At 44.9% G+C, this 19,584-nt stretch carries 16 protein-coding genes; 11 read left to right on the forward strand and 5 right to left on the reverse strand.

Translation table 11 applies throughout. The features are described from left to right. Positions 1-118 precede the first annotated feature (118 nt). From prpC to AB4558_RS12170, 8 genes are all read left to right on the forward strand, one after another. Positions 119-1,333: a 2-methylcitrate synthase gene (gene prpC / locus AB4558_RS12135; RefSeq protein WP_102321433.1), complete on the forward strand. Its 1,215-nt coding sequence runs from the start codon at positions 119-121 to the stop codon at positions 1,331-1,333. A gap of 101 nt (positions 1,334-1,434) precedes the next feature. Further along, positions 1,435-4,071 (forward strand): Fe/S-dependent 2-methylisocitrate dehydratase AcnD, encoded by a 2,637-nt coding sequence (gene acnD / locus AB4558_RS12140; RefSeq protein ID WP_372073944.1) that lies wholly within the window; start codon positions 1,435-1,437, stop codon positions 4,069-4,071. A gap of 9 nt (positions 4,072-4,080) precedes the next feature. Continuing rightward, positions 4,081-5,253 carry a 2-methylaconitate cis-trans isomerase PrpF gene (gene prpF / locus AB4558_RS12145; protein WP_372073970.1) on the forward strand — a complete coding sequence of 391 codons (1,173 nt, stop codon included), beginning with the start codon at positions 4,081-4,083 and terminating at the stop codon, positions 5,251-5,253. Between the two features lie 116 nt (positions 5,254-5,369). Next, complete coding sequence (locus tag AB4558_RS12150) at positions 5,370-7,274, forward strand: propionyl-CoA synthetase (protein ID WP_372158836.1); 1,905 nt, start codon at positions 5,370-5,372, stop codon at positions 7,272-7,274. A 147-nt stretch (positions 7,275-7,421) separates the two neighbouring features. After that, positions 7,422-7,868 (forward strand): hypothetical protein, encoded by a 447-nt coding sequence (locus tag AB4558_RS12155; RefSeq protein WP_050648228.1) that lies wholly within the window; start codon positions 7,422-7,424, stop codon positions 7,866-7,868. 236 nt (positions 7,869-8,104) lie between these two features. Continuing rightward, complete coding sequence (locus AB4558_RS12160) at positions 8,105-8,506, forward strand: glycine zipper domain-containing protein (RefSeq protein WP_004733606.1); 402 nt, start codon at positions 8,105-8,107, stop codon at positions 8,504-8,506. Positions 8,507-8,721: 215 nt separating this feature from the next. After that, positions 8,722-9,201 (forward strand): GNAT family N-acetyltransferase, encoded by a 480-nt coding sequence (locus AB4558_RS12165; protein ID WP_009846623.1) that lies wholly within the window; start codon positions 8,722-8,724, stop codon positions 9,199-9,201. 86 nt (positions 9,202-9,287) lie between these two features. Next, positions 9,288-10,700: an NUDIX domain-containing protein gene (locus tag AB4558_RS12170; RefSeq protein ID WP_029235369.1), complete on the forward strand. Its 1,413-nt coding sequence runs from the start codon at positions 9,288-9,290 to the stop codon at positions 10,698-10,700. A 100-nt stretch (positions 10,701-10,800) separates the two neighbouring features. Here AB4558_RS12170 and AB4558_RS12175 read toward each other — a convergent pair whose 3' ends face one another. Beyond that, entirely contained in the window at positions 10,801-11,610 is an 810-nt protein-coding gene (locus AB4558_RS12175; RefSeq protein ID WP_017062301.1) for a Cof-type HAD-IIB family hydrolase, read from the reverse strand. 184 nt (positions 11,611-11,794) lie between these two features. Here AB4558_RS12175 and queE point away from each other — a divergent pair, with 184 nt between their 5' ends. Both queE and queC read left to right on the forward strand, forming a co-directional pair. After that, complete coding sequence (queE, locus tag AB4558_RS12180; RefSeq protein ID WP_346762947.1) at positions 11,795-12,463, forward strand: 7-carboxy-7-deazaguanine synthase QueE; 669 nt, start codon at positions 11,795-11,797, stop codon at positions 12,461-12,463. Positions 12,464-12,521: 58 nt separating this feature from the next. Continuing rightward, a complete protein-coding gene (gene queC / locus AB4558_RS12185) occupies positions 12,522-13,217 on the forward strand; it encodes a 7-cyano-7-deazaguanine synthase QueC (protein ID WP_243583528.1) in 696 nt (231 codons plus the stop codon). 7 nt (positions 13,218-13,224) lie between these two features. On the opposite strand, the gene AB4558_RS12190 is transcribed toward queC, so the two are convergent. The 4 genes from AB4558_RS12190 to AB4558_RS12205 all read right to left on the reverse strand — a co-directional run bounded on the left by AB4558_RS12190 (position 13,225) and on the right by AB4558_RS12205 (position 17,777). After that, positions 13,225-15,204 carry a diguanylate cyclase gene (locus AB4558_RS12190; protein WP_136974303.1) on the reverse strand — a complete coding sequence of 660 codons (1,980 nt, stop codon included), beginning with the start codon at positions 15,202-15,204 and terminating at the stop codon, positions 13,225-13,227. Between the two features lie 162 nt (positions 15,205-15,366). Continuing rightward, complete coding sequence (locus tag AB4558_RS12195) at positions 15,367-15,717, reverse strand: DUF2750 domain-containing protein (RefSeq protein WP_017062305.1); 351 nt, start codon at positions 15,715-15,717, stop codon at positions 15,367-15,369. A 135-nt stretch (positions 15,718-15,852) separates the two neighbouring features. Further along, positions 15,853-16,470 (reverse strand): OmpA family protein, encoded by a 618-nt coding sequence (locus AB4558_RS12200; protein WP_372158837.1) that lies wholly within the window; start codon positions 16,468-16,470, stop codon positions 15,853-15,855. Next, positions 16,470-17,777, reverse strand: a complete 1,308-nt coding sequence (locus AB4558_RS12205) for a TolC family outer membrane protein (RefSeq protein WP_017062307.1) — start codon at positions 17,775-17,777, stop codon at positions 16,470-16,472. The genes AB4558_RS12200 and AB4558_RS12205 overlap by 1 nt, the downstream gene beginning before the upstream one ends. Positions 17,778-18,179: 402 nt before the next feature. On the opposite strand from AB4558_RS12205, the gene AB4558_RS12210 reads away from it, so the two are divergent. After that, on the forward strand, positions 18,180-19,584 hold a 1,405-nt coding region (locus tag AB4558_RS12210; RefSeq protein WP_372158838.1), incomplete at its 3' end, for an Ig-like domain-containing protein.

Raw genomic sequence — 19,584 nt, forward strand, 5'->3', positions numbered from 1 at the left:
TAATCCAATAACGTGAAATGGTTAGTCGCCAAATCCAGTACCGATGATAAAGATCATCGGGCATATAAATAGGCAGCACCAAAGAGTGCAGGCGGCTAACACAGAAAAGGAGTTCACCATGTCTGTATCTTTGAGTGATAAAGCAGCTGTCGAAAAGGCTTCAACAGAAAACCAACAACAAAGCGAAAAACCCGAAATCAAACCAGCTAGCGCACCTGCAATCGGTGGTGCTGGTCTACGTGGGCAGAGTGCGGGAACCACGGCGCTATGTACGGTAGGCCAGTCAGGAACGGGTTTGACCTACCGTGGCTATGACATAACCGACCTTGCTAATCATGCTCAGTTCGAAGAAGTGGCGCATCTGTTACTAAGAGGTCATTTGCCCAGTGAAAAAGAGTTAGACGATTACAAAACGTTGTTGATTGGTTTGCGCGGCTTGCCTCAACCTTTGAAAGCAGCACTAGAGCTTATCCCTGTAGACGCTCATCCAATGGATGTGATGAGAACGGGTTGTTCAATGCTAGGTAATCTAGAGCAAGAGTCAGATTTTTCTGAGCAACTGTCTGCGACTGAGCGAATGCTTGCGCTTTTCCCTGCGATTATTTGTTACTGGTACCGCTTTAGTCATGATGGCGTGCGCATTGACACTGAAGATCAAAGCGAAGCATGTCTGGGTGGCTACTTCTTGAAAATGCTAACAGACAAAACTCCAAGTGAACTTCATAAGAAGGTGATGCATTGCTCGCTCACCCTATACGCGGAACACGAGTTTAATGCTTCAACCTTTGCAGCTCGTGTGTGTGCATCAACCCTGTCTGATATTCATTCGTGCGTTACAGCAGCAATTGGCACACTAAGAGGTCCTTTACATGGCGGTGCGAATGAAGCGGCAATGGAAATGATCCAAGATTGGAAATCCGCTGATGAAGCAGAAACTAACATCATGCAGATGCTTGCTAACAAAGACAAAATCATGGGCTTCGGTCATGCCATTTATCGTGAAAGCGACCCACGAAATGCTCTAATCAAGCGTTGGTCAAAAGAGCTAGCTCAAGAGGTCGGTGATAAACAGCTTTACGCCGTTTCAGAACGTGTTGAAGCGGTTATGAAGCGCGAGAAAGGCTTGTTCTGTAATGCTGACTTCTTCCATGCATCGGCATATCACTTCATGGACATCCCAACCAAATTGTTTACTCCGATCTTTGTGATGAGCCGCCTTACAGGTTGGACGGCGCATGTGTTCGAACAAAGAGAAAACAATCGCATCATTCGTCCAAGTGCAGACTACACCGGGCCAGAGCATCAAGACTGGTTACCTATTCATCTACGTTAGCCCTCTATAACGAGCCGACTTATGTCTTGAGGTGACTTCCGTCTTCATACGACAAGGCCTCAAGAACCAACGAATAGAATTTAACAGATAATGGTGGATGTATGTCTGATGTGAAACTTGAACAAGCTCAGTACCTTGATAAAAATCAGTACCGAAAACTTTTACCCGGAACTCATTTAGAATATTACGATGCTTGCGAAGCGGTAGAAGCGATATCTCCGGGCAGTTATAAAACCTTGCCTTATACGTCGAGAGTATTGGCAGAGCAATTAGTAAGACGCTGTGATCCTGAAACCCTTGAAGACAGCTTAAAACAGATCATTGAACGCAAGAGTGACCTTGATTTCCCTTGGTATCCTGCGCGTGTGGTGTGTCATGACATTCTTGGTCAAACAGCCCTAGTAGATTTGGCTGGATTAAGAGACGCGATTGCCGACCAAGGCGGAGACCCTGCCAAGGTGAACCCCGTTGTCGAAACCCAACTGATTGTTGATCACTCTTTAGCTGTGGAACATGCAGGCTTTGATAGTGAAGCCTTTGATAAAAACCGTGCGATTGAAGAACGCAGAAACGAAGATCGTTTTCATTTTATTGACTGGTGTAAAATCGCGTTTAAAAACGTGAGTGTGATTCCTGCGGGTAATGGAATTATGCACCAGATTAACTTGGAGAAAATGTCTCCAGTGATTCAATCTAAAGAAGGAATCGCGTTTCCTGATACCTGTGTCGGCACCGACAGTCATACTCCTCATGTTGACGCTCTGGGTGTTATTGCAATAGGTGTAGGTGGTTTGGAAGCTGAGACTGTGATGCTCGGTCGTCCGTCTATGATGCGATTGCCTGATATTGTAGGCGTTAAACTGACGGGTCAACGACAAGAAGGGATAACCGCAACGGATATTGTGCTTGCGATTACAGAGTTTCTTCGCAATCAGAGAGTGGTTTCCAGTTATCTAGAGTTCTTTGGTGAAGGGGCTCGTGCACTGACCATTGGCGACCGCGCCACTATATCGAATATGACACCAGAATACGGCGCGACAGCAGGTATGTTCTATATCGATGAACAGACCATACAATACCTAAAGCTGACAGGACGCGAGCCTGAACAGGTTGAGTTAGTTGAGCTATACGCTAAGCAAACTGGCTTATGGGCCGATGATTTAGATTCCGCTCAATACGAACGTGTGCTTGAGTTTGATTTGTCTAAAGTTGAGCGCAACCTTGCAGGGCCATCCAATCCACATCGTCGTTTACCAACCAGTGAACTTGCCAAACAAGGCATCAGCCAAGCTTCTTGGAAAGAGCAACACGCTGAACAATATTCTGATGAACAAATGCCAGATGGTGCCGTGATCATTGCGGCGATTACTTCTTGTACCAATACCAGTAACCCAAGAAATGTCGTCGCCGCAGCATTGGTTGCGAAGAAGGCCAATCAGCTTGGATTAGTTCGTAAGCCATGGGTAAAAACGTCATTCGCGCCAGGCTCAAAAGTTGCCAAGCTTTATCTTGAGTCCGCCGGTTTGTTGCCTGAACTGGAAAAACTAGGCTTCGGTATCGTCGGTTATGCGTGCACAACCTGTAATGGAATGAGTGGTGCGTTGGATCCTAAAATTCAACAAGAGATCATCGACCGTGACCTATATTCAACCGCTGTGCTATCGGGGAATCGAAACTTCGATGGTCGAATTCACCCTTATGCCAAACAAGCGTTTTTAGCATCACCGCCATTGGTCGTCGCTTATGCCTTAGCTGGTACGATTCGCTTTGATATCGAAAAAGACAGCTTAGGCACCGACAACAATGGTAAGCCAATCTACTTAAGTGATTTATGGCCGAGTGATGCCGAGATCGATGCTGTTGTCGGTGAGCACGTTAAGCCTCAGCAATTCCAACAGATCTACGTAAAAATGTTCCAGCCAGACGAGGAGCAGGTGACGACTGAACCGCTTTATGACTGGCGACCTCAAAGTACTTATATCCGAAGACCACCTTATTGGGAAGGTGCTCTTGCGGGAGAACGAAGCCTATCTGGTATGAGACCTTTAGCGATTCTGGGTGACAATATCACTACAGATCACTTATCCCCTTCAAATGCGATTCTCGCTTCGAGCGCAGCGGGGGAATATCTCACAAAAATGGAAGTGCCGGAAGAGGACTTTAACTCTTACGCGACCCATCGAGGCGATCACTTAACCGCGCAACGAGCAACATTCGCCAACCCTAAGCTGTATAACGAAATGGTTAAGGACGCTGGAGAAGTTGTGCAAGGTTCACTAGCAAGAGTTGAACCAGAAGGTCAAGTTACGCGAATGTGGGAAGCGATAGAAACCTACATGAACCGTAAACAGCCTTTGATTGTCGTGGCGGGTGCCGATTATGGACAAGGTTCATCACGTGACTGGGCAGCCAAAGGGGTGCGCTTGGCGGGTGTTGAAGTGATTGTTGCCGAAGGCTTTGAACGAATCCACAGAACCAACTTAGTTGGAATGGGTGTGTTGCCTTTGCAGTTTAAAGCGGGAACCAATCGCAATACCTTAGAACTGGACGGCACCGAGCTTTACGACGTGTACGGCGACATTGAAGCAGGGTCTGATTTGGCTCTAGTCATCACTCGTAAAAACGGTGACAAGCTGGATGTTCCTGTGACCTGCCGACTAGACACGGCAGACGAAGTGAATGTGTACAGCGCTGGTGGCGTATTGCAACGTTTCGCTAAAGACTTTCTCGCACAGTAGGAGCTTATGATGACAAATAAACAGATAAAAGTACCTGCTACCTACATGCGGGGCGGAACAAGCAAAGGCGTTTTCTTCAACTTAAGTGACTTACCTGAGGCTGCGCAAGTTGCCGGAGAAGCTCGAGACGCATTACTTCTGCGCGTGATTGGTAGTCCAGATCCTTATGGCAAACAAACCGATGGCATGGGTGGTGCAACATCCAGTACCAGTAAAACCGTTATTGTTTCGAAAAGTAGTAAAGCCGATCACGATGTTGATTACCTATTCGGCCAAGTAGCAATAGACAAGCCGTTCGTTGATTGGAGCGGTAACTGCGGCAATCTGTCTGCTGCAGTGGGCCCATTTGCTATTCATAGTGGCCTAGTCGACTCGAATCGTATTCCAGAAAACGGTGTGGTCGAGGTGCGAGTATGGCAAGTCAATATCGAGAAAACCATTATTGTTCATGTGCCTATCGTGGACGGTGAAGTTCAAGAGTTGGGGGATTTTGAACTTGATGGTGTCACTTTCCCCGCCGCAGAAATTCAGGTCGATTTTCTAGATCCAGCTGACGCGAGTGGGTCGATGTTTCCGACAGGGAATGTTGTCGATTTTTTAGATGTTCCGGAGTTAGGTTGCATTAAAGCGACTTATATTAATGCAGGAATTCCAACCATTTTTGTTGATGCTGAATCGGTCGGATATCTAGGAACAGAGCTTCAATCCGATATCAACAGCGATCCAAAAGCCTTGGCACTGTTCGAGTCTATACGAGCACATGGCGCAGTTGCGATGGGGCTTATTGAGTCGTTAGAACAAGCTGAATCACGCCAACACACTCCCAAGGTTGCGTTTGTTGCTAAGCCTCAAGACTATCAAGCTTCAAGTGGCAAGTCAGTTACTGTGGATGAGACAGACCTGCTGGTACGCGCTCTGTCTATGGGGCAATTGCATCACGCCATGATGGGCACAGCTGCGGTTGCGATTGCTTCAGCGTCAAGTGTCCCGGGGACGTTAGTGAATTTAGCGGCGGGAGGAGGTTCTCGTGACTTTGTGACTTTTGGGCACCCATCAGGAACATTGAAGGTAGGTGCTAAAGCGCTAGAGACAGAAAGTGGATGGAAAATTGAGAGGGCGATTATGAGTCGTAGTGCCCGAGTGATCATGGAAGGTGCCATTCGTGTGCCTTTTCCCAAGTAAAGCGATTGTTGTGTTCGGTTAAATGTTCCGAATACAACGCTGAGAAAAGAGTGCAATCAAGTGCTACTGCCAAAGGGCAGGCGCTTGGAAAATGGATGAATCATGGAGGTGGCACTATGTCTGCTACAAATCGAACGACTAGAGAAACGGATTACATCACCGAGTATCAATGGGCGAGGGAAGACCCCAATTCGTTCTGGGAAACACAATCACAAGCCATTGATTGGTTTGAGTCTCCAAGAACAATATTACAAACGGACGATAACGGTATTGAACGTTGGTTTCCTGATGGGGTGATGAATACTTGTTGGCTGGCTTTGGATTATCATTGTGAAAATGGGCGAGGTGACAATACCGCGCTGATTTACGACTCTCCGGTTACCGGCTCTCAATCCTCGTATACTTATCACCAATTGCGTGATCAAGTAGCGAAAGTGGCTGGGATGTTAGCCACGCAAGGCGTTACCAAAGGTGATCGTGTGGTGATCTACATGCCAATGATTCCTGAAGCGGCAATGGCAATGTTGGCTTGCGCTCGACTAGGAGCGGTTCACTCGGTTGTGTTTGGCGGATTCGCTCCTCATGAGCTTGCCGTTCGAATTGAGGATGCCGAGCCGAAGGTGTTGATTACTGCATCTTGTGGTGTTGAGATTAACAAGGTGCTGCCATATAAACCGATGGTCGATCGCGCAATCATGGACAGCCGCTGGAAGCCTGAAAAAGTGGTAGTATTCCAAAGAGAGCAGTCACTAGCCGAATTGAACAACGAACGCGATGTACTTTGGCAACAAGCCGTTGAGGATGCCTTGCCACATGTGTGTGTGCCTGTTCTAGCAACAGACCCACTATATATCCTGTATACCTCTGGAACGACAGGCAAACCAAAAGGGGTTGTACGTGATAATGGTGGTCATGCGGTTGCGTTGAAATACTCGATGAGCACTATCTACGATATGCCGCAAGACGGTGTGTTTTGGGCAGCTTCTGATGTCGGTTGGGTCGTTGGGCATTCCTATATTGTGTATGCGCCATTGATTCATGGTTGTACGACCATTTTGTTTGAAGGTAAGCCAGTACGAACGCCAGATCCCGGTGCATTTTGGCGAGTGTGTGAAGAATACAAAGTCGAAGTATTGTTTTCTGCGCCAACCGCATTTCGAGCGATTAAGAAAGAAGATCCTGCAGGCGAGTTACTTAACAAGTATGACTTATCATCACTCAAGTCGATTTTCATGGCAGGAGAGCGTTTAGACCCACCAACGTTGGACTGGGTTGAATCTCAGACGAATAAACCAGTTATCGACCATTGGTGGCAAACTGAGACTGGTTGGGCTATCTCAGCTAATCCTACAGGACTTGAGTCTTTACCTGTGAAAGCGGGTTCTTCAACCAAGCCAGTGCCGGGTTATCAAGTGGAGATCCTCAATGAGTTGGGTGAGCTTGCACAAGCTAATCAACAAGGTTTTGTCGCACTTAAACGACCACTTCCACCTGGTTGCTTACCGACGGTATGGCGCAACCACGATAGGTTTGAATCGGGTTATTTAAGCCAATTCCCAGGCTATTACGTCTCGGGGGATGGCGGTTACCTTGATGAAGACGGCTATCTATTTATCATGGGCCGTATCGACGATGTGATAAATGTGGCGGGGCACCGTTTGTCTACGGGTGAAATGGAAGAAATTGTTGGCGGTCACCCAGCCATTGCTGAATGTGCTGTGGTTGGGATTCACGATGAGCTTAAAGGTCAGCTACCGCTCGGGCTAGTTGTGTTAAAAGACGGTGTGAAGGTGGATGGCGATGACCTTCAAGCGGAGCTCGTCGGTAAGGTTCGAAATGAGATTGGTGCGGTTGCATGTTTCAAGCAAGCTTTAGTAGTCGAGCGATTGCCTAAGACGCGTTCTGGTAAGATCTTGCGAAGAACCATACGTCAAATTGCAGAAGGTGAACAATACGTAGTACCTTCGACGATTGATGATCCAACAAGCTTAACTGAGATCGCACAAAAGCTCGGAAAATAGACGTCGCAGTTTAGGTAATCTCACCTTCGGCTTGTTGATTTATACATAATCCGGCGTGATGGTTTACCTAAACTCTACTTTATTCATCCGCTTATCCATTGCGTTTACTATGACCTCATTATGAATCCCACATATTGAGGTCTTTTTATGCGAGCTTACTTTTTGTTGATTGCTTTATTGGTCAGTGGTGCTGCTAGTGCCAGTATTTCAAAGGATGAAGCGAGTAGAGCGTTGTTAGAACCTTTGAGTCATCCCAAGGTATTTAAATGTGTATCAAAGACTGGCGTCGATCTCTATCAAGCGGTTTTTGATATTGGTGTGGGATATGAAGCCGACCCTATTAACTCGAAGATGATCGTTAATTCAAGGAAAGGCCGCTACGAATATCAAATCTTAGGCGCAGTAAGGTCTGAAAGAGCTGGTGAAATTGTCGTGTTAACTCGCCATGTGGGAGACGGTGTTAAAGTTGCGGCTATGATTGATGACGAAAATGGCAAGATACTGGGGATCGGCGATAAAAATCATTATCGAGATTGTGGTGTTAGGCCACCACCTAGCGTAGCAAACATGCAAAACTTTTGGTCTAAAGGCTAAGAGATATGTGAAAGGCAAGAATTATAGAGAAAGCTCGATTGAGGCGACCTTATTGGTCGCCTTTTTTGTTTGTCAGGCTAAAGCGAGCTCAAAGATATATATCAATAAGCACTTATGCGATGGTTGAATGATACATAACTGAACATGATGTATCGTCTAAACGTGGCTTTATTTATCTCATTAACGGTTCTGCTTAAGATGGCTCTACTCCAAACGAAGAACTAAGCGAGACTCCTATGAAATTCACTAAACCTTTTCTTTTAGCGACACTGATTGTGACTCTTTCTGGTTGCGCATCACCAGCAATGGATAACGAAAATGAGAATGCTGCACGTAATCGTGGTGCTGTGGGCGGTGCTTTATTAGGAGCGACAGCTGGCGCTCTAACTGGAGATGCGAGCTTAGCCGCGAAGGGGGCTGCATTGGGTGGTGTGACTGGTGGTGTTGCTGGTTCAATGAAAGATACGGATGATGCAAGAAACGCACAACGAACCCAAGTTACTGCTGATGGTCTAGCGCAAGACAATCGCACTGATGCAGAAAAGCGAGTTGCGGAAGTAGAGGCGGAAATTAAGCTTATTGAACTGGAACAACAGCTTGCTGATCTCAAAGAAGAGAAAGAAGATAACGGTGCATAAAGCTGAAGCTACAGCAAAAGCCACAGCAAAAAACATAGCTTCGATATTCGTTTAATTCAAAATCATTCAAACAGAATGGCCACGTAATGTGGCCGTTTTTGTATCTAAAATACACACTTCAAACAATGAATTAATTCAATAACTTGTATAGATACTCACGCCAAGTACACTAGACTCAGTTTAGATATTAATTTGGTTTGAGAAGCGCAATAGTCATGAATGTCACCTTAAGGGCCGCAAAGCACGCGGATTTAGAACAACTTAACGAGTTAATGTTCGATCTCCACCATCACCACCACCTTGCTAGCCCAGAGCACTTTAAAACGGCAGAAGAGATTGAGCAGGAAAAAAGCATTGCACGATACTTGGATGACCCTGAATGTTTGGTTTATGTGGCATTAAAAGGAGAGCTCATTGTTGGCTTTATCTCTGGGCATTTTTGTGAGCTTATCTCAACGGTCAGCAAACCAGTACCGATGGGAAGTGTCGATGAACTGTTTGTCTTGCCTGATTATCGAAAAGAATCGATTGCTGAAAAGTTGTTTAACAAAGTTGAAAGTACTTTTGATGATTATGGGGTTGAACAAGTCTTTGTAGAAGTTTGGGACTTTAACTCGCCTGCCAAGGACTTCTATCAAAAAATGGGGTTCACACCTCACATTCAATGGATGAGGAAGGCTTTGCACAAAACGTAGACAGCGATTTTGTGTGGCTTTGATTACAATAGTTCAACTGCAACAGCAGTCTTCAATATTCTTCTATTATTTTTTAGGTAAACTCGTTGGTTATTCGATATTTATTAGTTTTCATACTGTCTCTTTTGAGTACTACTTCCGCTTGGGCAAACGACACTTTGCCCGATCATATCGCGGGCGCCTTGTGTGTAGTACGTGCTGATAACCAAATCGTGTTGGTTGATGAGTTGATCACCGGTCAATTGTCTCTACCGGGAGGCACTGTTGTTTCAGGTGAGCCGCCAGCCGTCGCGGCGCAACGTGAAACGTGGGAAGAGGCTGGTTTGTCGGTAACGGTCGGTGATGTGCTAGGTTATACCGACAGTGCCGTCGTGTTTGATTGTATTTCTGACTCTGAAGTGATCAGTTACAAGGCTCGAAATGAGTTAGGTGGCTTTGAGCTGCCGATTTGGTTTGCTCCTCATTATGGCGTGGAAGTCAGCCGAGCGATGTTACTTCCTCCTACTGAATTGCAAGATCACCAATACCGCTACCCAGAACAGTGGTCTGAGATTAACGAGCTGTTTTTATCTGCGACAGATCAACCGGTGACGTATGTGACTGAGCTGGTGGGCGCGGCACCCAAAGTCCATCAAGTTGAATTAAATTGGATTGTGTCACTTCAAAACACGTTCGATAAGATGCCAAGCGTATTTGCGAATACTGTGCTTTTGACTGACTTGTTGGCCAAGCCATGGGTCTTCATTGTGATATTGCCGTTAATTGCTTGGTACTTTGGCCGTAACTTCGCGTTGAAGTTTGGCTTCACTTTGATCTCGGTGACACTACTTACTTTAATCGCGCACCAAGGTTTTGGTTTTCCACGTCCACACGCTTACATGCCAACATTGAAACTGGTGATGAGCAGTGGGTATAGTTTTCCAAGTCTGTTGGCTGCCTTGTGGGTCAGTTTAACCTTGTTAGTCTTTTGGAAACTAAAGCGCCTCTTGGAGCAAAAAGCCATTCTGGTAGTGCTCGCTGGCCTGCTGTGGATCATGCTATTTAAGTCTTATTCAGGTAGTGCGTTTTTTAGTGATGTATTAATGGGTGGCGTATTAGGCGCTTTAACGACGTGGCATATCGTGAGATTAGACGCGAAACCGGATGTTGATATTAGCGCCTTATTGAGTTCTAAAGGTGTTTGGTGGGCATTGTGCTTACTGTCGATTGTTCTGACGGTGATATGGCCACTGCCAACATTCTCATTCTGGGTGGCGATTTTGATGACGATTGCATGCCTAGTGACGTTAACAGACTCGAAACCTTTGGTTGGTCAGTTCTCATTCAAGATCGTTCTTGGAGTGATGGCGATGTTGTTAGCGGGAAATCTGCTGATTAGCTGGGCTGGAAGCTTTGTCTCTTTCAGCGGTATTGCTTCATTTATTGTTGAAACGTTACGTTTCCCAATCTTGATTCTGTTTGGTGTGGTGGCATTTCGTCTGCCATGGAAAAGAGAGTAAGCGACTCGACTAACACAAAATCAAAAAGGCTGTGCAGTGCACAGCCTTTGTCATTTCTGAAACAAGCAAAAAGTAATTCTTATTAGAACCTGTTGAGCGTTTATGAGTTGAAGATAAACTTCTCAATCGCGACCGCTACACCATGGTCGTCGTTGCTAGCTGTGATGTGATCCGCCAGTTTCTTGGTTTCTTCCATTGCGTTTTCCATTGCAATGCCAAGGCCTGCGTATTCAAGCATATGGTGATCGTTTTCAGCATCACCCATGCAGATGACTTCTTCCGCTTTAATGCCTAAGTGTTTCGCTATCGCTTCAATACCGACACCCTTGTTTGATTTCGGGTTTAGGAACTCTAAGAAGAATGGTGCACTTTGTACGATAGTAAACTGAGTCTTAAGCTCTTGTGGCAACTTACCGATGATTTCAGTCAGCTTGCTTGGTTCAGCGACAATCATAGTTTTGATGATTTCGTGGTCATCTTCTAGTTGAGAAAAGTCGAACTCGGTTATATCTAAGCAATTAATACGCGCTTCAATACCAGTGTACTCATTGTTCTCAGGTGTGATTAAGCCGTGGATCTTGCTGAAAGCATGGACATAACCACCAAGCTGTTCAGCGAGGGCAGCAATCTCTTTTGCGGCTTTACCGTTGCTGATCTCACTGTGAATGATCTCTTTTGTCGATACGTTCTGAACCATAGAGCCGTTGTAGAAGAGTACAAAGTCATCTTCGCCGTCAATCGAAAGCTCATCTAATTTGCTTTGCATGCCTTCTAAAGGGCGACCAGAAGCGAGAACTACTTTCACACCTGCAGCTCGTGCTTTGGCGATTGCGTCTTTGTTCTCTTGAGAAATCACTTTTTCACTGTTGAGTAGTGTGCCATCCATATCAAGAGCAATCAGTTTGTACATGTTGTTCCTTACTAAAAAATTAAAAGCTAACGAAATCTATGGGCGAAAGGATAAGGGAACTTGAAAGTTCAGGCTAGGGCTTTGATCAACTCATTTATCAGTACTCATTTGTTTGACCAAAAGGGGGAAGTGCTTTAAGGTCTGCGGTTGATTAATTTCATCAAATGATTGAGCTGAGGGAAAGTTGTACAAGATTAATGAAATGTTTGAAACCATTCAGGGTGAGGGCGTGTTTACTGGCGTTCCCGCTGTTTTTGTTCGTCTGCAAATTTGCCCAGTGGGCTGTTCTTGGTGTGATACCAAGCAGACCTGGGAAGCGTTGCCAGAAGAGGAAACCAGCCTTGGCGATATTATGGTTAAGACAGAAGATTCACCTACTTGGTCAGCAATCGATGCTCAAGGAATCGTGAATGAATATATCAAGCAAGGTTACACTGCTAAGCACATTGTGATTACTGGTGGTGAGCCATGCATTTATGATCTTGTTCCTCTTACTGAAGCGTTTGAGCAGCACGGTTGTCGCTGTCAGATTGAGACTAGCGGAACATCAGAAGTTAAAGCCACACCGGACACTTGGGTTACGGTGTCACCGAAAGTGGCGATGAAAGCGAAACTGGAAATCTTAGATAGCGCCTTGCAACGTGCTAACGAAATTAAGCATCCAGTAGGTACAAGCAAAGACATCGAACAACTTGACGGTTTATTGGAGCGAGCAGCAGTTCCTAACGACACTGTTATCGCTCTGCAACCAATCAGCCAAAAAGACCGCGCTACTCAGCTTTGTATTGATACCTGCATTGAGCGCAATTGGCGCTTATCAATACAAACTCACAAATATTTGAGCATCGCATAGGTTGTATTTTTACTGGGCAAGATAAGTCGCTAGTAGAAGGTTCTCGTAAGGATTTAAGATGAAAAAAGCAGTGGTAGTATTCAGTGGTGGTCAAGACTCAACAACGTGTCTTGTTCAAGCATTAAAAGAGTATGATGAAGTTCATGCGATTACGTTTGATTATGGTCAGCGCCATAGACTCGAGATTGAAGTTGCTGAGTCATTGTCGAAAGAGCTTGGTGTGAAAGCGCACAAAGTGATGGATGTGACTCTGTTGAATGAACTGGCTATCAGCTCTTTGACTCGTGACGATATTCCTGTGTCTCATGAGCTGCAAGAGAATGGGCTGCCGAATTCATTCGTTCCTGGTCGTAATATTCTATTTCTGACTCTAGCGGGTATTTACGCTTACCAAATCGGTGCTGAAACCGTGATTACAGGTGTGTGTGAAACAGACTTTTCTGGTTACCCTGATTGTCGTAATGACTTTGTGAAGGCGATGAACTCTGCGCTTGTACAAGGTATGGACAAGCCGCTTGATATTAAAACACCGTTAATGTGGCTCAACAAAGCTGAAACATGGGCGTTGGCCGACCAGTACTCAGCACTTGAGCTTGTTCGAAATAAAACACTGACTTGTTACAATGGCATTGTCGGGGATGGTTGTGGCGATTGCCCAGCGTGTGAACTGCGTAAAGTTGGCCTTAACGATTACCTAGGTGATCGTGAAGGTATTATGGCTGAGTTGGTTCGCAAACAGACTGAGAATAAATAACCTCAGGTCAATCAATTGGTTCGTTGTAAGCATCAATGATGCAGTTTCGGCCGTTGCTTTTGGCTTGATAGAGTGCTTGGTCGAGCACTGAATACAAGTCATCAAAGTCACTTAATGCGTTTGAGGTTGCTAGATAAGCAAAACTCGCGGTCACATTAAGTGACTTTTTGCTTTCTGATAAAAAGACAGTGCTTGAAATGGCGTAGTGCAACTCTTCAACGCGTTCTCGTACCTCTGCTGGTGGGGTATCGGTTAATATGATGACAAATTCTTCACCCCCTAAGCGACCAAACAATTCACCATTCACTAAGTGTTTTCTAATTTGATCACTAATATGGACCAGTGCCCGATCACCAGTAGGGTGCCCATGCTCATCATTAATCTTCTTAAACTTATCTAGATCGAGCAGCACGAGCACATGCTGTTTGTCCGTCCCTTTACAGCGTTTCACTCTTTTGATTCTTCGAATTATCTCAGTTCGGCTATATGCTTTCGTTAAGCCATCAATTGCTGCTTTTGCGCGAACCGTTTTGTTTATCAATACCGTGAAGCTTGCAGCGCAAAGCAACAGAATAACAACGATGTTGTACATCCATCTTTGATGTTCCATTTTTTCAATTTGAACGCGGTCGAGTTTCGTCTGATGTGTCAGGAAAGAGCTTTCTAGTTCTTGTTCATATTTGGCGTGCGTCAGGCCGAGCGCTTCGAGTGCGAGTCGATTGTCGATATCTCTAGCTTCCATTTGTATTGACGAGTATCGCTGGTAGAAATAGAAAGCTTGTTGGTAATCGCTGAGTGATTGATGAATATCAGAAAGCTGAAGAAGTGACTGCGCGATGTATTTATGCCTTGTGACTTGTTCAGCTAATTCTAGCGCTTGTTGAGCATAGTTGAGTGCTTCCGTTGGCAGTTTCTGTTCTTCGAACATATCGCTGATCGCCAAGTAAGCATTGATGCGAATGACATCATTGCTCAGTTCGCTCGAAGCTGAAAGAGACTCAATTAGGTAGGTTCTCGCCACATCATAGTTTTTCGTTTGAGTGTACGCTTTTCCTAAGCCAAGACTTGTGAGTGCAATACCGTAGCTATGCGACGTTGAGCTCAGCAGTGTTCTTGCTGTCTGAAAGTGGTGAATTGCTAGTTCACTTTGCTCTTGGTTAAGGTAGAGATCCGCAAGGCTGTGATGCACTTGTGCTTTCATTAAATCTGAAGCGTTTACTCTGAGAATGAGAGCTTGCTCTAGATACTCCGCCGATTTTTCATATTGCTTTAATTCTTTGAGCAAGTTACCCACATCGTTGTAAACCCCTGAAATATCATGCCCTTGTGGAAACACGTTTATTAGTGATAGGTAGGTGTCTAGTGCAGCTTGATAGTCACTGCGGAAATGATGATTGTTCGCGATGACTCGATAAGTCCCGAATTTTGGTAATACAGGGTCAGCGATGTCATGTAAATCTGACTGAAGGGCAGAGCAGTAATAGTTCGCTTGATGGTATTTAGCTTGCTCGTTAAGCGATCGGCATAGCTGGTACTTTAGTAAGGCTTTACCAGTTAAATCACTGCGAGATTGCATTTTCGCCAAAAGTGTTAGAAAGCCTTGTTGTGCTTGTTCATATTGGCCTTTGCCGTCTTTCCTCAGAGCAGAAATAAACGCTGTTTCTATCGCTTGGTAGTCATTGTCGTTTGAAGCGATTCCGTAGAACGGCTGATCTCGGTGGCTCATGTATTGATACAGAAGAGACGCAAGGTAAAGCTTATCTCCATAAACCGTTGAGCCGATGTAGCGTGTTTGCAGCATGTTTAATGCGCGCTCAGGAGAGTGGTTTAAAGTAGAGAGATAAAGCGCGTTCCAATCAGCATTTGGAGTAGAGCTTAGATTGGAGGTATAGACTGGTGAATTGTGGTCACGATCTGATGTTGATACTTGGCTATAAGAACAAAAGCTAATGAATAGTAGAAAGGTAACAAAAACGAAGTGATTCACAAGAGACGATCAATCAGATAAAGAACGATATTCTATTATTAGTTTGATGTTGCTTCAAATTTTGAATGGTGCGACTACGTGGTTATGCGAGGTAGGTCTCTAATTTATTGATACTAATCAGAGGTATATCGGTCGCGCGAATCGTGCGACCGATATCGGAAATTAGATGTATAATTTCGCTAGGTCAGAAGGCTCAAGTTCTTTGCCTTCTAATGTTGCATTCCAGTTAGTACCAACAAGAACGCCGTCTTCAGCAAGAGTCAGTAACCAATCTTCTACAAAGATATCTAGTGGAATTTCTAATACTTCGAAGTCAGCCCACTCTTCAACGTTGTGAGTTTGAGCATCTTCTTTTGAAGACCAGAATGGCATCACTTCGCTGTTTTCGAATTCACTTGAGTCACATGCTAGCCAACCTTCTTCGTTGCGAAGGCCCCATACCAGTTTAGTTTCTTGTGTTTCAGAAACGAAAAGTTCTAGATTTGCTTGAGTATCAGCTGTTAGTTTGCTCATGGATTAATTCTCTATGTTGATAACGTGGCAAGATTAACATTATAGACGGCTTAGGTATATGCTATTCAAGGAATTATCACCATACTGAAACGTTAACTTAAGATAACGTTTCAGTATGGTAAAAGCTGGGTACGCCTACTTTTTAATTTTGGTGAAGATGTGCCATTCTTCTTTGATATTACCCTTAAATCCAACAACGGAAGCAACAACTTTTCGATGTAGTGCGTGATTGATTTGGGTGTCATCACTGCTGAATTCAGAATCACCATGACCTACGATGCTGACTCTAGATGGCTGAATACCGTTGCTAATTAGCGCTCGTCTTACATGTGATGCACGTTCTTTCGAAAGCTTTAGGTTATGTTCCGCGTTACCTACTTTGCTGGCATAACCTTGCAATTCAATGCTGGTACTTTCGTAGCGCTTTAAAAATGCCGCCATTTGGCGTATGTGCCCTAGAAAGACAGGGTTTATTTCCGTTGAATTATTAGCGAAGAGTATATGCAGCTCTTTCTTTTCCGATGACTCGAAATATGATCCACAACCGTCGTTATCGATCTCGGCACCAATTTGTGTATCGGGACATAAATCTCGCGCGTTTATTACACCGTCATTGTCATCATCTTGAAGATCGTAAATTTGAGTGACCGGCGGTAGAGCGCGATATTCGAATTCATCTTCGTTGTTTTCAGCTAAAGCATTGGCAGATACAACCATGAAGCAAAGCGATAATACTGTGTTGGTAAGCTTCATTAATATTCCACCTTTTCATTCCATTCTTCTGGGATCTCAACTCGTAAACCGATGAGTAGGTTACCAGTTGCGTTCATTACGCGATATTTTGCGTATTGCTCGTCATACTTAGCATCTAAATAGCCTTTACGAGCTTCGAATAATTCATTCTCAGTGTTAAGTAAGTCGAGAAGGGTACGTTTACCGATACGGTATTGTTTCTCATATGATATTACCGTGTCTGATGCCGAGTCTACGTGGTCAGATAGGAACTCTTTTTGCTGAACCGTTAAATCAAGTGCGCTCCATGATAGACGTAGACTCTCTTCTACATTGCGGTAAGTACTTTCGCGAAGGTCCTTGGCTTTGTTGAGTTGGTAGGCTGCACTTTCTGTGCGGTCTTGATCCGAACCACCATTGTAAAGGTTGTATCTTAAACGAACCATGGCAGAAAACTCATCGCTGCTGCCTTCTGTACCACCGGCGTCATCACGCCAAGTTTGAGCGGCTTCAAAAGAAACAGTCGGGTAGTTGGTACTCTTAGATTGTTTGTATTGGAACTTCGCTGAGTCAACATCGGCTTGTGCAATCTTAATGACTGGATGCTGGTTAAACGCTTTTGCCAACGCACCATCAACGGTATAAGGAATTGCACCCGCATCTGCGCGAGGGAAAGTTAACCCTAAAGGAGATTGACCAACAAGTCTTTTAAACTGAGTATGCGTATCAAAAAGGTTGTTTTGAGCAGCAAGCAAATTCCCGTGCGCTTTCGCAATACGAGCTTCAACTTGTGACATATCTGCGGTTGAACCAATACCTGATTCCACGCGCTTACGAATATCGTTATATATCTCTTTGTGCGTCGCTAAGTTACTTTCCGAAAGAGAAAGCACTTCATAGGCTTTCACTGCATCAAGATAAACCTTTGTTACTTCTAAAGCGATGTCTTGCGCGTTAGATAGTAGTTGATAGCGCACGGACTCTGCATCAGCCGCAGTACGGTCAATATCATTGGATGTATTAGCGCCATCCCATATTAACTGGGTCAAGGTGATCGTTGCTTCTTTTCTAGTCAGATCGGTAGTGTCTTGGTTGGTTGCTAGATCAGTATGTTCATAACCAATCCCACCATCTAAGTCTATACTTGGTCGATAAGCACCACCAGAAGCGTCGTTAAGATAACGCTTACTGATATATTCGTTATAAGCACTTTTGATTTCAGGGTTGCTTTCTAATGTAAACGCAACGGCTTGCTCTAAGGTTTGTGCTGTTGTCGGCAAACTTAGCGCTATAGCTAACCCTAATGTTGTCGTTTGAATGTAATTCAATTTCCATCTCTCCAAATTGGACTGCATCTAAACCTACGCTTTTTAATGTGCTAGATACGAAATTTAGATGAACCGCCAAAAAAATAACGTTCGCTCGAGAAGCTACCGTAAATGGTTGTAAAGTTGTTAACAGTTTGCTGTGCGTTTTATGATGATTTTGAGAACGTCAATTTTACGTTTTTAGCTCTGTTATTTTTCGCAAACACAATAACTTATATTGATAGTGTGAGCACTTTCATTATTGTGTGATGTGATCAGCGTCATTACCTTGTCACTCGGTATGTTAAATGCACGATTCATAACTAGGAATTATGTGATGTTAAATGTTATATTTCGGCTATTATTATAAATAAGATGTCACAAAGTTGACGTGACAAGCGAAAATGGTTTTTAGGGGTTGATATGGACATTACAGCATTGAATTTGACCGGTGCTCTTGCATTGGGTCAGCGCATTGTTATTTCAGTTGATGGCACGGTTAGAGTACTCGAAGAGGGAGAGCCTCTACAGGCTGGAGATGTAACTCTTGAATCTCAAAATGGACCTAATGAACCTCAGGTATCAGTTAAGCGTTTTTCACCTGAAGACGGTGAAGTTGAACTAGACCAGGATATCGCAAATATTTTTGCCGCATTAGAAGAAGGTGAAGACCCTACTGAGTTAGGAGATGAGTTCGCTACCGCTGCTGGTCAAAATGGTTCTAGCTTGGCAACTAGTGGGACTGTAGAGCGAGACGGTGAAGAAACGATCCCAGCAACCGAATTTATAACAACGGGATTTGAAGCGCTGGGCATGTCGCGAACTCAAAGCCTGAGCCTTCTAGAGCAATTCCGTTCGTTTGAGCAAACTAATAGCGCCCCTACCTTTGTTGATACCAATAACTCGCCTGTCGGTGACACTCTCTCATTTACAACCGATGAAGATACTCCAGTAAGCGGAACGTTGTCAGCATCAGATGAAGATGGCGATTCGCTGTCTTTCGTTAAGTTCACCGATCCATCAAACGGTACTGTCGTTGTCGATGAAAATGGTGATTGGACTTATACCCCCAACGAAAACTACAACGGTACCGATAGCTTTACGGTTATCGTCGATGATGGAAATGGTGGTACTGACACAATTACGGTTAACGTTGGCGTAACTCCCGTAAATGACGCGCCGATAGGTAATGACCTTTCAGTAACCACCGACGAAGATACCCCAGTAAGCGGAACGCTAAACGCAACAGATACGGACGGAGACTCGTTAACATTCTCAAAAGGCACAGATCCGTCAAACGGTTCTGTAGTCGTTGATGAAAATGGTAATTGGACCTATACGCCAGACGAAAACTACAACGGAAGCGATAGCTTCACCGTTGTAGTTAGCGACGGGAATGGAGGCACAGATACTATTACTGTTGATATTGGCGTGACGCCTGTAGATGACGACTCTTTATTTTTTAACCAAGAACTAAGTTATGCGGAAAACCAAGTGGCGGGCGCGGTGGTGGGTACCTTGTCCGGCAGCGATCTGGATGGCGTGACCAAATACGAGTTCAAACACAGTGACGGCACCTTAAGCGCCACAAGTGAAGACGGCTTCTACAGTGTGGATGCGGCCGGCAACATCAGTATCACGGCAGCGGGCGTTTCGGCGGAGGTGAACGATTTCGAGCAAGGCACGAACAGTGGCGATTACCAGATGGTGATGACCGACGGTTACGGCTCGACAGCGGAAGCGACGGTGACTCTGAAAGAGAGCAACGTCGATGAGTCAGGCTCGTTCGGTGCGCAGACGGTGACGTACGCGGAAAACCAAGTGGCGG

Origin of the sequence: Vibrio sp. 10N.222.51.C5, assembly GCF_041474575.1 — a bacterium.
Classification (GTDB): domain Bacteria; phylum Pseudomonadota; class Gammaproteobacteria; order Enterobacterales; family Vibrionaceae; genus Vibrio; species Vibrio crassostreae_C.